The following is a 13968-nucleotide window of genomic DNA, read 5'->3' as shown; positions in this document are numbered from 1 at the left end:
CCAGGGGTGATCATCGCCCGGTCACACGTCGATCTGCGACCCCATGATCACCGTGCGGTCACGCGGCAGGTTGAAGTAGCCCACGGCGTCGGCCGAGATGCCGGCGGTCGCGACGAAGAGCCGCTTGCGCCACCTGGCCATGCCGGGCTCGTCGCCGGCGCGCAGCTCGATCGTCGACACGAAGTACGTCGTGTCCTCGGGGCCCGCGGAGAGCTCCTTGGTCATCCCGCGGGCCCGCTCGAGGATCGCGGGCACGTCGGGGTTCTCGGTGTAGCCGTAGCGGGCCAGGACGTGGACGATCCCGTCGTCGGTCCAGCCGAGGTCGTCGATGGTGATCCGGTCGTCGTCGTGCACGACCGGCGTCATCGCCGTCTCGACCGAGAGGACCACGACGTGCTCGTGCAGCACGCGGTTGTGCTCGACGTTGGCACGCATGGCCAGCGGGGTGGTGACCTTGTCGCGGTTGAGGAACACCGCGGTGCCCGGGGTCCGGACCAGCGTGGGGGTGCCCTCGTGGAGCTGGTCGACGAAATCGCGCAGCTGACCCTCGTGGCGGTCGCGACGTCGGGTCACCAGGGCGCGTCCGGCCTGCCAGTTCATCATCACGGTGAAGACCGCCGTCGCGATGAGCAGCGGCAGCCAGGCTCCGCTCTCGAGCTTGGTGAGGTTGGCAGCGAAGAAGAGCAGCTCGATGGACAGGAACAGGGCCGTGCCGAGCACGACCCCCGGCAGCGGCAGCTTCCAGTGCTTCCACGCGAGGAAGGCGAGCAGCACCGACCCGATGCTGATCGTCCCGGTGACGGCCATGCCGAAGGCGTAGGCCAGCGACGCCGAGCTGCGGAAGCTGAAGACCAGCACCAGCACCGCCGTCATCAGCACCCAGTTGATCCACGGCACGTAGATCTGGCCGGAGGTCTCGTCGGAGGTGTAGAGCATCCGCAGTCGCGGCAGGTAGCCGAGCTGCACCGCCTGGCGCGAGACCGAGAACGCGCCAGTGATCACGGCCTGCGAGGCGATCACGGTGGCGGCGGTCGCGAGCAGCACCAGCGGCACCAGCAGCGCGTCGGGCACCAGCAGGAAGAACGGCGCTCGCGCGTTGTCGTTGTCCTCGAGGATCAGCGCCCCCTGGCCCAGGTAGCTCAGGATGCACGCCGGGAAGGCCCCGAACAGCCAGGCCCGCGCGATGTTGGGCCGCCCGAAGTGGCCGAGGTCGGCGTAGAGCGCCTCGGCCCCGGTGATCGCGAGCACGCAGGCGGCCAGGGCGAAGAAGGCGGTGCCGAAGTCGGTGACCATGAAGTCGACGGCGTAGGTCGGCGACAGGCCCTTGAGCACCTCGGGCTCGTGGGTGATCCCGATCGCCCCGAACACCCCGATCGTGGAGAACCAGACCACCATGACCGGCCCGAAGAGCCGGCCCACGGTCTCGGTGCCGAACCGCTGGCCCGCGAAGAGCAGCACGATGATCACCGCGGTGATCGGCACGACGTACGGCTCGAACGACGGCTGCACCAGCTCCAGCCCCTCCACGGCGGAGAGCACCGAGATCGCCGGGGTGATCATGCTGTCGCCGAAGAACAGCGACGCGCCGAAGATGCCGAGCCCCGCCAGCACCACCTTGGTCCGCGCCGACCCGGGTGCGTCCCTCGTGGTGAGCAGGGTCATCAGCGACAGGATGCCGCCCTCGCCCTCGTTGTCGGCGCGCAGCACGATCAGCACGTACTTGATCGTCACCAGGATCGTCACCGACCAGAAGATCAGCGACGCGATGCCGTAGACGTGGTCGGTGGTCACCGACACCGGGTGCGGGTCCTCGGGGTTGAAGACGGTCTGCATCGTGTAGATCGGGCTGGTCCCGATGTCACCGAAGACGATGCCCAGGGCCCCGAGCGTCAGCGCCGCCGTGGCCTTGCGGCCGTGCGTCGCACGGTCCTCCTGCGGTGCCCTGCGGGCCTCGTCCCCGGACCCGCCGGCTGTCGCGTTCGCCATGGCGGAAAGGTAGCCCGTCGGCCATGCGCCCACCCGCCCGGACCGTCGCCACCGAACGGGAGACCCGGAAGTCCCCGTTCCCCGGCCGGAGCGCGTACCGTCGTCACCAGCCGACGAATACCAGCCCGGGTCACCCACGTCCCGTCGTTCCCGGTGCACCCACCAGTCGGCCGTGACCGTGCGGACGCAGGCAGGCCCGATGACCTCGCTCGACGTCGCCCCACCGGCCGCGACCGCTCCGGTGTGCCCGCACGCCGCCGCCCTGGCGTCGGTGATGCGCCGCCTGGCGCTGAGCCTGCTGGTCGCCTGCGGCGTGCCGGCCGTGCTGTTCTACGCGACCCTGCAGGCCGCCGGCCTGACGGCGGCGATCCTGACCGCCCTGGCCTGGTCCTACGGCGCGATCGGCTGGCGCCGCCTGTCGCACCGCCCGATGTCGGGGCTGCTGCTGCTGACCGCCACGGTGCTCACGATCCGCACGGTCTTCACCCTGTCGACCGGCAACACCTTCGTCTACTTCCTGCAACCGGTGGTCAGCGATGTCGTCGTGGCCCTGGTCTTCTTCGTCTCCCTCGCCTCGGCCCGTCCGCTGGTCTCCCGCCTGGCGGCCGACTTCTACCCGATGAGCCCCGACCTGGCCGCCCACCCGCACGTACGCCGCCTGTTCTGGCGGCTGACCCTGATGTGGGGCGGGGTCTGCCTCGCCAAGGCCAGCGTGGGCTTCTGGCTGCTCGAGTCGCTGTCGGTCGGTGCCTTCGTGCTCGTCAAGAGCAGTGCCATGATCGGGCTGACCGCCCTGGCCGTCGCCGTCACCGTCTGGGCGTCCCTGGTCGTGCTGCGCCACGAGAGCGTCGCCGGCGTCTGAGCAAGGCCCATCCGGGTCGACCCACCGGCCCGTCGGGGTCATCCGGTCCACCCGATCGCCCACAAGTCCGGCGATCCGGCACCCGATAACCCTGGTGTCGGCGCAGTCGGCACAGTCGGCACAGTCGCACGACCACGAGCTCGTCAGCCCACGGAGCCCCCCATGTCGATACTCGCCCTACCCGCGCCGGTGTCGGCCGTGCCCGTGTCGCCTGCCGTCTGCCCCCACCGGGCCGCACTCGCCGGGGTCCTGCGCACGGTGGGGCTCAGTCTGCTGGTCGCCTGCGGCGTGCCCGCGGTGCTGTTCTACGCCGTCCTCGAGACCGCGGGCCTGGGGCCGGCGATCCTGTCCGCGCTCGCCTGGTCCTACGGCGCCCTGGCCTGGCGCAGGGTCACCGGCCGACCGACCTCGGGCCTGCTGGTCCTGACCGTCACGATCCTGACGATCCGCACCGTGTTCACGCTCTCGACCGGCAACACCTACGTCTACTTCCTCCAGCCCATCATCAGCGACGCCGTGGTGGCCGCGGTCTTCCTGACCTCGCTCGTCTCGGCCCGCCCCCTCGTCGCCCGGCTGGCGGCCGACTTCTACCCGATGAGCCCCGACCTGGCCGCCCATCCGCGTGTACGCCGCCTCTTCTCGCGGTTGACGACGTTCTGGGGCGCGGTCTGCCTGGTCAAGGCCGCGCTCGGCCTGTGGTTGCTGGAGTCGCTGTCGATCGGCAGCTTCGTGCTGGTCAAGAACAGCGCCGTCCTCGGCCTGACCGCGGCGGCGGTCGCCGTCACGATCTGGTGCTCGCTGGTCGTGCTGCGCCACGTGAGCGCACCGTCGACCCCGTAGCGACCCCGTAGCGGTCGCCGCTTTACCCAGTTGTTACGCGGCCCGACGCGGGTCGAAACGTCGCCTTGGCTAGATGGTCACGACTCGTCCACGAGGCGAGGCGCCCCTAGGGTTCCGCTGCTCCGGCAGGCCTGGTCCGAGAGGGGAGGCGCGGCCCACGAGGAGGTGGCCGCGTTCCACGGCGGGATAAAAGCCCGGGAGGCCGACAGGCCCCCGCCGTGCGTCGGGGGCGATTCCTCGAAGGACCTGCGATGCCCGACCACCCCTCGTCGTCCACCGTGACGCCAGAGCTCGACGCCAGCGCCGCCGACCTCCACCACTTCGGCTACACCCAGCAGCTGGCCCGCCGCGTGGGCTCCTACGCCTCCTTCGCGGCCGGCTTCAGCTTCGTGTCGATCATGACCACCGTGTTCCAGCTGTTCGGGCTGGGCTACAGCTTCGGCGGCACGGCCTTCTTCTGGACCTGGCCGGCCGTCTTCGCCGGCCAGCTGCTCGTCGCGCTGTGCTTCGCCGAGCTGGCGGCGCACTACCCGCTGTCGGGGGCGGTCTACCAGTGGTCGCGGCGCCTGGGCGGCTCGGTGCTCGGCTGGTTCGCCGGCTGGACGATGGTGATCGGGCAGGTCATCACCATCGCCGCCGCGGCCATCGCGCTGCAGGTGGTGCTGCCGATCGTCTCGCCGTCGTTCCAGCTCGTCGGCACCGACAGCGCCGTCTCCAGCCGCGACGGGGCCACCAACGCGGTCATCCTCGGGGTCCTGCTGCTCGCCGCGACCACCGCGCTCAACGCGAGCAGCATGCGCATCACCGCCCTGGTCAACAGCGCCGGGGTCACCTGCGAGCTGATCGGCGTGACGCTGCTGGTCGTGCTGCTCCTCGGGCACGCCGAGCGCGGACCGTCGGTCGTGCTGCACCACACCGGCCTCGACAGCTCCACCGGCTACGCCGTGCCGCTGCTGATCTCGTCGCTGATGGCGGCCTACGTGCTGGTCGGCTTCGACAGCGCCGGCGAGCTGGCCGAGGAGACCCACAAGCCCCGGCGTACGACGCCGCGCACGATCATCCGCGCCGTGGTGGCCTCCGGGCTCGGCGGTGCGTTCCTCATCGTCGCCGCCCTGATGGCCGCGCCCAGCCTGACCGACGGCGACCTCGGCCTGCTCGGTCTGCCCTACGTGCTGACCAGCCAGCTCGGCACCTTCTGGGGCAAGCTGCTGCTCGTCGACGTCGCGTTCGCGGTGTGCGTCTGCACCCTGGCGATCCAGACCGCTGCCGCGCGGATGATCTTCTCGATGGCCCGCGACCACGTGCTGCCGTTCTCGGCCCAGCTCGCCCGGGTCTCGCCGCGCACCGGCACCCCCGTGCTGGCGACCGTCGTGCCGGGTGTCGGCGCCGCGCTGTTCCTCGTGGTCAACATCGGCAACGCCGGGCTGTTCCTGGCGCTGACCAGCGTCTGCATCATGCTGCTCTACCTCGCTTACCTCATGGTCACGGTGCCGCTGCTCAACGCCCGCGTGCGTGGCTCGTTCCCGCAGCCCGGCCGCGACGAGGACGGCCGACCGCTGTTCTCGCTGGGCCGCGCCGGTGTGGCGGTCAACGCGGTCGCGGTGGCCTTCCAGCTCGCGATGGTGCTCAACCTGGGCTGGCCGCGCGCCGAGGTCTACGACCCCTTCGACAGCGGCTGGGCCGTGCACTACCTCCCGATCGTGGTGCTCGTGCTCACCTACGGCCTCGGCTACGTGGCCTACCGCGCCCAGCGCGAGGCCTACCACGACGCCATCGGCGTCCGCCTGCCCGTGGGGCTGGAGGCCGAGTCGGCATGAGCCTGTTCGCCATGGAGGTCCCCGGCGGAGCAGCGTGGTCGTCACCGGTGCGGGCCGGGCGTCTGGTGACGCTCACCGCGCTGGGCGACGACGCCAACTGCTCCGTGCTGCTCGTCGCCGCCGACCGGGTCGACCGTCTCAACCTTCCCGACACCCTCAAGGCCCAGATGTCGGCGCGCGTGATCGCGCCGATGGTGCTGATGTCCGACCGTGGCCTGGCCCTGGCCTCGGTGGTCGCCTCCAGCCTCGACTGGCACGACGCCCTCGGCGGGTTCTCCCACCCCGCGCACCTCGAGCGCCACGGCCCCACGTCGTACGCCGCCGACCGCAACGACTGGCGGCGCAGCGCCCGCACGGGGCTGGTGAGCGAGCTGACCAAGCACGGGCTCGACGAGCGCGACCTGCACGGCAGCGTCAACTTCTTCAGCAAGGTCGCGGTCACCGACGACGACCGGGCCTCGTTGACCCACGTGACCGGCCACAGCCGAGCCGGCGACACCGTCACCCTGCGCGTCGAGCACGACCTGCTGGTCGCCCTCAGCACCGCACCGCACCCGATGGCGACCGGGGCGTGGGCCCCGGCCGGCGTGCGCGTCGAGGTGTCGCACGCGCCCGAGGTCGACCCCGCCACCGACGCCTCCTGGTGCTTTCGCGACGAGAGCGCCCGCGCGCTCGAGATGAGCCGGAGGGCAGCGGCATGACGGCCACGACCCACGAGACCGTCACCGGCTCCGACCTCGACCTCCTGGTCGAGGCCGGCGACGGCGCCCTGGTCGCGGTGCCCCGGGGTGGCCGGCTGCGCATCGTCGACCTGCACGGCAACCAGGCCGCTGACACGCTGCTCTACGACGCCGCCGACGTGCGCAACCGCTACTCCGCCCTCGACACCGTCCGCGAGCAGGCGGCGGTGTTCCTCACCACCGGCTCGCGGCTGCTCTCGACGCGGCTCGACGAGCTCGCCGTCATCACCGACGACACCGTCGGCCGCCACGACACCCTCGGCGGCGCCTGCGCGCAGGAGAGCAACGTCGTGCGCTACGGCGAGCACACCCGCCACCAGCACGCCTGCCGGCAGACCTTCCTGGCCTACGGCGCTCCGGCCGGCATCGGTGCGCGCGAGCTCGGGCACAACATCAACTTCTTCATGAACGTGCCGGTGACCTCCGCGGGCGACCTGCACTTCGAGGACGGGCTGTCGGCGCCCGGCAAGCACGTCGAGCTGACCGCCAGCCGCGACCTCCTGGTCCTGCTGTCCAACTGCCCTCAGCTCAACAACCCGTGCAACGGCTGGGACCCCACGCCGGTGCGGCTGCTGGGCTGGTGGACCTGATGGCCGCCACGGCACGGCTGACGGTCCTCGACCCGGGCGTGCAGACGACCGTGCAGGACGCCGAGGGCCGCACGGGTCACTGGGACGTCGGGGTGCCGCCCTCCGGTGCCTTCGACGAGCTGAGCTTCGGCCTGGTCAGTACTGCCGTCGGCAACGGCCACCTCGCCGCCGGGCTGGAGTGCGTGGTGCGCGGCCCGGTGCTGAGCCTCGACGAGGACCGGCTGGTCTGCGTCGGCGGCGGCGCCCACGCGGCCACCATCGACGGCCACCCCCTGCCCCCGGGCCGCGTACGTCGCCTGCGCGCGGGCCAGGTGCTCGACGTGGGCCCGATCGACGGGCCCGGCATGCGCGGCTACGTCGCGGTGCGGGGCGGCCTGGCGGTGCCGCGGGTGCTGGGCAGCCGCGCCACGTTCATCCTCGGGGGGTTCGGCGGCCACGAGGGGCGCCCGCTGACCGCGGGCGACGTCGTTCCCCTGGGCTCCACGCACGACCTCGCCGCACCGGTCGAGGTCGCCGACGTGCTGCCGGCGCTGACCCACGACTGGACGCTGCGGGTGATCGCGGGCCCGCACGGCGCGCCGGACTACCTCACGCCCGAGGGCGTGGCGGAGCTGTTCGCCACCCGTTGGAGCGTCGACCACCGCGCCGACCGCACCGGGGTCCGGCTGGTGGGGCCGTTGCCGTCGTGGTCGCGCGAGGACGGCGGCGAGGCGGGCCTGCACCCGTCCAACCTGCACGACTCGGCCTACCCCGTGGGCGGCATCATGCTGTCGGGTGACACCCCGGTGATCGTCGGCAAGGACGGCCCGTCGCTGGGTGGGTTCGTCGTCCCGGCGGTGGTGGTCGGGGCCGACCTGTGGATGCTCGGGCAGCTGCGCCCGGGCGACACCGTGCGCCTGCAGCCGGTCACGCCGGCGGAGGCCGCCGTGGCCGCCGAGGAGCGGCGCGTGCTGCTCACGACCTTGCTCCCGGCCCCCGCCGGCGCGTCCCGGCCGCGCCCGCGGCCGGCCGCGCCGTCGCACGACGCGCCCCGCCTGGTCGTGGGCGAGGAGTCCGGCACGGCGCCCGCCTTCACCATCACCCGCTCCGGTGACCGGCACCTGCTGGTCGAGGCCGGACACCCCGAGCTGGACCTGCGGGTGCGGGTCTGGGTGCACCTGCTGGCGCAGGCGCTGCGGGCCCACCGGCCCGCCGGCGTCACCGAGCTCGTCGAGGGCGTGCGGTCGCTCCTGGTCGCCGTCGACCCCGAGGTGCTCGGGCTCGAGCAGCTGGCGGCGCACCTGCGCGACCTGGTGCCTGGCCTCGACGACCCGGCGACCGTCGTGCTGCCGGTGCGCGAGGTGACGCTCCCGATCGCGTTCGACCACCCCGAGGCCCACGAGGCGATGCGCCGCTACGCCGCCTCGGTGCGACCCGACGCGCCGTGGTGTCCTGACAACGTGGAGTTCATCCGTCGGGTCAACGACCTCGCTGAGCGCGACGAGGTCTTCGACGTCGTGGCCCGGGCGACGTACCTCGTGGTGGGGCTGGGCGACGTCTACCTCGGCGCCCCGGTGGCCGTGCCGATCGACCCGCGCGACCGGCTGGTCACCACCAAGTACAACCCGGCGCGCACCTGGACCCCGCAGAACGCCGTCGGCATCGGCGGCATCTACCTGTGCGTCTACGGCATGGAGGGGCCCGGCGGCTACCAGCTCGTCGGGCGCACGGTGCCGGTGTGGCGGCTCGGGGGAGCGCGCGACGAGCAGCCCTGGTTGCTGCGCCAGTTCGACCGGCTGCGCTTCGCCGCGGTCAGCGCCGAGGAGCTCGCCGACCTGCGCGCCGATGTCGAGGCCGACCGGGCCGACCTGGTGACGCGCCCGGCGACGTTCTCGATGTCGGAGGTCGCCGCGATCGCGGCCGAGTCCGGAGACGAGATCACCCGGATCCGCTCCCACCGGCGCGCGGCCTTCGACGCCGAGCGCAGGAGGTGGGTCTCGTGACCGTCTGGATCACCCGGCTGACCCCGGAGCAGTCCGCGTCGTACGCCGTGGGGGAGGGGCCGCTGTCGGGGCTGACCTTCGCCGCCAAGGACAACATCGACCTGGCCGGGGTGCCGACGACCGCCGCCGACCCCCGTCGTACGACGCCGGCCACCGCGTCAGCCACCGTCGTCGGGCTGCTGCTGGGGGCCGGGGCGGTGCCGGCCGGCAAGACCAACCTCGACCAGTACGCCACCGGCCTGGTCGGCACCCGGTCGCCGTACGGCGCCTGCCACTCGGTCCTGTCCGCCGACCACGTGAGCGGCGGGTCGAGCTCGGGCAGCGCGGTGGCCGTCGCCTCCGGCGAGGTCGACCTCGCCCTGGGCACCGACACCGCCGGCAGCGGACGGGTGCCGGCGGCGTTCAACGCGATCGTCGGGCTCAAGCCGAGCCGCGGCCTGGTGTCGACCACGGGCGTCGTGCCCGCCTGCCGCTCGCTGGACTGCGTCACGGTCTTCACCCGCACCGTGGGCCTGGCGCGCGACGTCCTCGGCGTGATCGGGGCCTACGACGACGCCGACCCCTACAGCCGGGTCGTCGAGCAGCGATCCACCCCGTCGCGTCCCGTCGTGGCCGTCCCGGCCGGCGACCTGGGCCTCGACCCGTGGCACGAGGTGGCCTGGCAGGCGTCGCTCGTGCGCGCCCGCGACCTCTACGACGTCGTCGAGGTCGACGTCGCGCCGTTCCTGGAGGCGGCCGCCCTGCTCTACGGCGGGCCGTGGGTCGCCGAGCGTCGATGGGCGTTCGGTGCCGTGCTCGACGACGACCCAGCCGTCGACCCGACGGTGCGCGCCGTCGTCGCCGACGCACCGGTGCTCAGCGCCGAGGACGCCTTCGCCGGCCAGTACCGCCTTGCCGGGCTCGACCGGCTGACCCAGGCGACCTGGGCGCAGGCCCACGCCCTGCTGCTGCCGGTGACCCCGACCCACCCCACGCTCGCCGACGTCGCCGCCGACCCCGTCGGTGCCAATTCGCAGCTGGGTCGCTTCACCAACATGACCAACCTGCTCGACCTCTGCGCCGTGGCGTTCCCGGGCCCGTCGCGCACCGACGGGCTGCCGTTCGGGGTGCAGCTGCTGGCCCCCGCCGGGGGCGACCGGCTCGTCCTCGACCTCGCGGCGACCTGGACCGGCGAGCCCCAGCGGCCGGTGACCACAGCCCGCGTCGACCTGGCCGTCGCCGGCGCCCACCTGACCGGCCAGCCGCTCAACGCCGACCTCGTGGCCCGTGGCGGCGAACTGGTGAGCACCACCCGGCTCGCCGCCGACTACCGGATGTACGTCGTCGACGGCCCGCTCCCGCGCCCCGGCGTGACCCGGGTCCCCGGCGGTGCACCCGGTCCCGGCGCCGGGCTCGAGGTGGAGGTCTGGTCGCTGCCCGAGGCCGCCCTGGCCGGCTTCCTGCGCACCATTGCGCCACCGCTGGGGGTCGGTCCCGTCGAGCTCGCCGACGGCTCGACCGTGCTCGGCTTCCTGTGCACCGCCGACGGCGTCGACGCCGAGCGCGACATCACGTCGTACGGCGGGTGGCGGGCCTGGCTGGCCCGCTGACCGGCCACCTACGACAGAACCCGCTCGGACCGGTACTGGTCTGAGCGGGTTCGGTGTGCTGGTGGACGATACTGGGTTTGAACCAGTGACCTCTTCCGTGTCAAGGAAGCGCGCTACCACTGCGCCAATCGTCCGTGGTGGAGCTTGTTGAGTTGTCGTGTGGAGGTGGGTACGGGATTTGAACCCGTGTACACGGATTTGCAGTCCGTTGCCTCGCCTCTCGGCCAACCCACCGTGTTCTGGTTGGAGGTCGGGCCGGGACACTGACCTCTCCGAGCGGACAACGAGACTCGAACTCGCGACCTCAACCTTGGCAAGGTTGCGCTCTACCAACTGAGCTATGTCCGCCTGCAACCCGGTGTCGGCCGCCCTTGCGTTGGCCGTCCTTGAGTGCGTGAGAACCGTACCCGATGCCCCCGGGTCGACCAAAACCGGTATCCCCGTCGCCGTGTCGTCACGTCGCTCGGATCAGTCAGCCGGACCTACAGTGACGCCCATGCGCGCCTGGATCGACGGAGCCCTGCTGGACGACCCGACGGAACCCGCGGTGAGCGTGGTCGACCACGGCCTGACCGTCGGCGACGGGGTGTTCGAGGCGATCAAGGTCGTCGACGGCCGGCCGTTCGCGCTGGGGCTGCACCTGGCGCGGCTGGCGCGCTCGGCGGCCGGGCTCGGACTGGGCCAGGTCGACCAGGCGCACGTGCGCGCCGGGGTCGCCGCCGTGCTGGAGGGGCAGGAGCTGCCCCTGGGGCGCATCCGGATCACGCTGACCGGAGGTCCCGCCCCGTTGGGCTCCGGGCGTGGGGACCACCCGATGACGGTCGTGGTGGTCGCGGCGCCCATGTCGGCGCAGGAGCCGACCACGAGCGTCGTCACGGTGCCGTGGCCGCGCAACGAGCGCGGCGCGCTCGCCGGGCTCAAGACCACGTCGTACGCCGAGAACGTGGTCGCGCTGGCCGAGGCCCAGCGGCTCGGGGCGACCGAGGCGATCTTCGCCAACCTGGCCGGCCACCTGTGCGAGGGCACCGGCTCCAACGTCTTCTACGTCGCCGACGGCGAGCTGCGCACGCCCACGCTGGCCAGTGGCTGCCTGGCCGGGGTCACCCGCGCGCTGCTGCTCGACTGGTTCGGCGGGGTCGAGGTCGACGAGCCCATCGCGGTCGCCGAGGGGGCCGACGAGGTCTTCCTGGTGTCGACGACGCGCGACGTCCAGCCGGTGGTGCGCTGGGGAAACCGGTCGCTCGAGGTCGGCCCGGTGACCCTCGCCGCCGCCGAGGCGTGGCGGGCCCGCGAACCGGAGCTGCTCGGCTCCTAAGGGGGTCGGGCGAGGGGCGGGCGGGGATCAGGCGAGCAGCCCGGTCAGGAGGTCGTCGACGTCGACGGACTCCTCGCCGGGGCGGACCGAGAGCCAGGTGCGGCCCAGGAACCACAGGAGGTCGGCGCTGCGGACCTCCACCGCCAGCCGTCCCTCGGGGGAGTGGAAGTCCATCCGGACGACCGCGCGGCCGTCCTCGTCGAGGCCCGGGCGCAGCCGGATGTCGCCGTCGCCGGCGGGCTCGCCCAGGCCGCGGGTCAGCAGGCTGCGGGCCACCACCCAGGGCACGTCGCCCGCGGGCACGTGGAAGGTGACCTGAACGGCGTACGGGTCGCCCGCGTCGTAGGAGAACGTGGCGATGAACGCCATGGGGCGTCCGAGCTCGTCATCGCAGTGCAGGGCGATGTCGGCGGTGACCGCGGGAGCAAGCGGTTGAGGCATGGGGGAGGTTCCCTTGTCCGAGACCAATACGACCGTGCGGCAGGACGAACAGCGTCCTGCCACCCCTATGGACGCACTGACCGGTCGTTCGGTTGCCCGAACGACGAAAAAAGTTCTGGACCGTTACGCAATCGAGGCACGAGGGGGGTCCGAGTGGGAGGTCGCACCGTCCATGGGCTAGAGTCGGCGACCGCACGGGGGCGATTGGCGCAGTGGTAGCGCGCTTCGTTCACACCGAAGAGGTCACTGGTTCGAACCCAGTATCGCCCACCCATGTTTCCGCAGGTCACAGGCCGTTTCCCCTCCAGGATCCGGGCCTCGAGGCCGTGCCTGTCACGCGAGGGCCGGGTGCCCCGCCCCCGGTGAGCCGCCCCAGCCGCGTTGAAATCGGCTGGGACGGCTCCCCGGCATCGTCGCGGATCGCCGAGAGGTCGCGTCTCAGGTGTCCACGTCCTGCGTGGTCACGCTGCGGCCGACGGTCGCCGGACCCCCGGACCCCGGTCCGCCAATGCCTGAGCCCGCCCCGCGCGCGTCGTGCCGCCGTTGTTCCGGCCCACAACGGGTCAGTCTCCGCCGGTCGGCAACCACAAGCGGGTGGCCTCCAGGGCGAGGTAGAGGTGGACCACGTCGCCGGGCGCGTGCAGGTCGCGACCGGTCAGCTGGGTCACCTTGGTCAGGCGGTAGCGCACCGTGTTGGGGTGGCAGTGCAGCAGCCTCGCGGCCTCGGCGGCTGAGCCCTGGGCGTCGAACCAGGCCCGCAACGTGCAGATGAGAAGGTCGCGCTCGTCGGCCTTCTGCTCCAGCACGGGACCCAGGACCTGGTGGGCCAGGCCGATGGCGAGGTCGGGGGCGCCCGCGACCAGCGCGGCGACGCGCGCCTCGCCGTAGCGCATGACGGCGTTCTCGCCGGGCGTCGCCGTGTCGCGCGCCAGTCGCGCCTGCGTGACGGCCTGCGGGGTGTCGACGACGGCCTCGAAGGTCTCGCTGATCCCGACGCGCCCCACGGTGAGGGAGGTGAGGTAGTCCATCAGCCGGTCGGCGCGCTGGGCCCGGTTGAGGACGACCAGGCCCACCTCGCCATCGGCCTCCGACCGCCACGCCGACCGCACCCCGAGCGAGGCGAGGGCGCGCTCGGCGGTGGCCGGCGCGCGTTCGCCCTCGGCCGGCCACGAGTCGGAGGCCACCACGACGAACCGGCCCACCTTGGGCAGCCGCAGGGCGTCGGCGACCTCGGCGACGCCGCGTCCGTTGCTGCTGGTGCCGTTGAACAGCGAGGCCAGCGCGGCCTCACGGATGCGGACGTCGCGCATCAGCTGCTCGAGCTCGACGTCGCGGTAGGCCGCGGCGAGCTCCTGGCAGTAGACGTCGACGGTGCTCCACAGCGCCGACGCCGAGTCGAGCAGGGCCCGGCTCGACCCGATGTCGTCGCCGCACAGCCGCACCAGGTGGTCCCAGATGTGCAGCGCCGTCAGGCGGTAGGCGTGCAGCACCATCGTCAGCGGCACCCGCGCCTGGGCCCGCTCGCGTCCGGTGCGTCGAGGCGCCGCCAGCAGGCTGGCCTCGTTGACCATCACGCTCTCCACGAGCCCGATGATGTTGGGCCGCAGGGCGTGGACCAGCTCCTCGTAGCTCATCACCTCGACGTAGAGCGGCTCCTCCTGCCGGATGGTCTGCGCGGTCGCGCGCGCGATCTCGTCGACGCGGTCGAGGATCTGCTCGCAGGCGACGGTCACCCGCGGGTCGATACCGGTCGGTTCTACGCAGGGCACCCGAGCTCCTCGTTTTGTGACGGGGAACAAAGAATCC

General features: G+C 72.5%; 11 protein-coding genes, 4 tRNA genes and 1 riboswitch. Of the genes, 9 read left to right on the top strand and 6 right to left on the bottom strand.

Annotated features, from left to right (window positions below):
• Positions 1 to 21: 21 nt before the first annotated feature.
• On the bottom strand, positions 22 to 1986 hold the full coding sequence (locus FZC61_RS15325) for a potassium transporter Kup (protein ID WP_148615048.1): 1965 nt from the start codon (positions 1984 to 1986) through the stop codon (positions 22 to 24).
• Positions 1987 to 2185: 199 nt separating this feature from the next.
• Between FZC61_RS15325 and FZC61_RS15320 the strand changes: the two genes are divergently transcribed.
• The 7 genes from FZC61_RS15320 to atzF all read left to right on the top strand — a co-directional run bounded on the left by FZC61_RS15320 (position 2186) and on the right by atzF (position 10406).
• Positions 2186 to 2848 carry a VC0807 family protein gene (locus FZC61_RS15320; protein WP_148615047.1) on the top strand — a complete coding sequence of 221 codons (663 nt, stop codon included), beginning with the start codon at positions 2186 to 2188 and terminating at the stop codon, positions 2846 to 2848.
• A 162-nt stretch (positions 2849 to 3010) separates the two neighbouring features.
• Positions 3011 to 3688, top strand: coding sequence for a VC0807 family protein (locus FZC61_RS15315; RefSeq protein WP_148615046.1), 678 nt, complete (start codon positions 3011 to 3013; stop codon positions 3686 to 3688).
• Between the two features lie 95 nt (positions 3689 to 3783).
• Positions 3784 to 3891, top strand: a riboswitch (guanidine-I (ykkC/yxkD leader).
• 48 nt (positions 3892 to 3939) lie between these two features.
• Positions 3940 to 5505 (top strand): amino acid permease, encoded by a 1566-nt coding sequence (locus FZC61_RS15310; protein WP_148615045.1) that lies wholly within the window; start codon positions 3940 to 3942, stop codon positions 5503 to 5505.
• Positions 5502 to 6206: a DUF1989 domain-containing protein gene (locus FZC61_RS15305; protein ID WP_148615044.1), complete on the top strand. Its 705-nt coding sequence runs from the start codon at positions 5502 to 5504 to the stop codon at positions 6204 to 6206. The genes FZC61_RS15310 and FZC61_RS15305 overlap by 4 nt, the downstream gene beginning before the upstream one ends.
• Entirely contained in the window at positions 6203 to 6835 is a 633-nt protein-coding gene (locus FZC61_RS15300) for a DUF1989 domain-containing protein (protein WP_148615043.1), read from the top strand. The genes FZC61_RS15305 and FZC61_RS15300 overlap by 4 nt, the downstream gene beginning before the upstream one ends.
• Positions 6835 to 8817, top strand: coding sequence for a 5-oxoprolinase/urea amidolyase family protein (locus FZC61_RS15295; RefSeq protein ID WP_148615042.1), 1983 nt, complete (start codon positions 6835 to 6837; stop codon positions 8815 to 8817). The genes FZC61_RS15300 and FZC61_RS15295 overlap by 1 nt, the downstream gene beginning before the upstream one ends.
• Complete coding sequence (atzF, locus tag FZC61_RS15290; protein WP_246142719.1) at positions 8814 to 10406, top strand: allophanate hydrolase; 1593 nt, start codon at positions 8814 to 8816, stop codon at positions 10404 to 10406. Before FZC61_RS15295 ends, atzF begins: the two co-directional genes overlap by 4 nt.
• A 59-nt stretch (positions 10407 to 10465) precedes the next feature.
• On the opposite strand, the gene FZC61_RS15285 is transcribed toward atzF, so the two are convergent.
• The 3 genes from FZC61_RS15285 to FZC61_RS15275 form a co-directional block, all read right to left on the bottom strand.
• Positions 10466 to 10540: transfer RNA gene (locus tag FZC61_RS15285), tRNA-Val, on the bottom strand.
• Positions 10541 to 10566: 26 nt separating this feature from the next.
• Positions 10567 to 10640, bottom strand: a tRNA-Cys gene (locus tag FZC61_RS15280).
• Between the two features lie 41 nt (positions 10641 to 10681).
• Positions 10682 to 10754: transfer RNA gene (locus tag FZC61_RS15275), tRNA-Gly, on the bottom strand.
• A 148-nt stretch (positions 10755 to 10902) separates the two neighbouring features.
• On the opposite strand from FZC61_RS15275, the gene FZC61_RS15270 reads away from it, so the two are divergent.
• A complete protein-coding gene (locus tag FZC61_RS15270; RefSeq protein WP_148615040.1) occupies positions 10903 to 11721 on the top strand; it encodes an aminotransferase class IV in 819 nt (272 codons plus the stop codon).
• A gap of 27 nt (positions 11722 to 11748) precedes the next feature.
• Here FZC61_RS15270 and FZC61_RS15265 read toward each other — a convergent pair whose 3' ends face one another.
• Positions 11749 to 12162 (bottom strand): SsgA family sporulation/cell division regulator, encoded by a 414-nt coding sequence (locus FZC61_RS15265; RefSeq protein ID WP_148615039.1) that lies wholly within the window; start codon positions 12160 to 12162, stop codon positions 11749 to 11751.
• Positions 12163 to 12360: 198 nt separating this feature from the next.
• Here FZC61_RS15265 and FZC61_RS15260 point away from each other — a divergent pair.
• Positions 12361 to 12432 (top strand) — tRNA-Val (locus FZC61_RS15260).
• Between the two features lie 293 nt (positions 12433 to 12725).
• On the opposite strand, the gene FZC61_RS15255 is transcribed toward FZC61_RS15260, so the two are convergent.
• Positions 12726 to 13895, bottom strand: coding sequence for a PucR family transcriptional regulator (locus FZC61_RS15255; RefSeq protein WP_148615038.1), 1170 nt, complete (start codon positions 13893 to 13895; stop codon positions 12726 to 12728).
• Positions 13896 to 13968: the final 73 nt, after the last annotated feature.

It is taken from the genome of Nocardioides rubriscoriae (genome assembly GCF_008087085.1).
Lineage (GTDB): Bacteria > Actinomycetota > Actinomycetes > Propionibacteriales > Nocardioidaceae > Nocardioides > Nocardioides rubriscoriae.
Note: the sequence above shows the minus strand (reverse complement) of the source record. Positions and strands in the feature narration are given on the sequence as shown.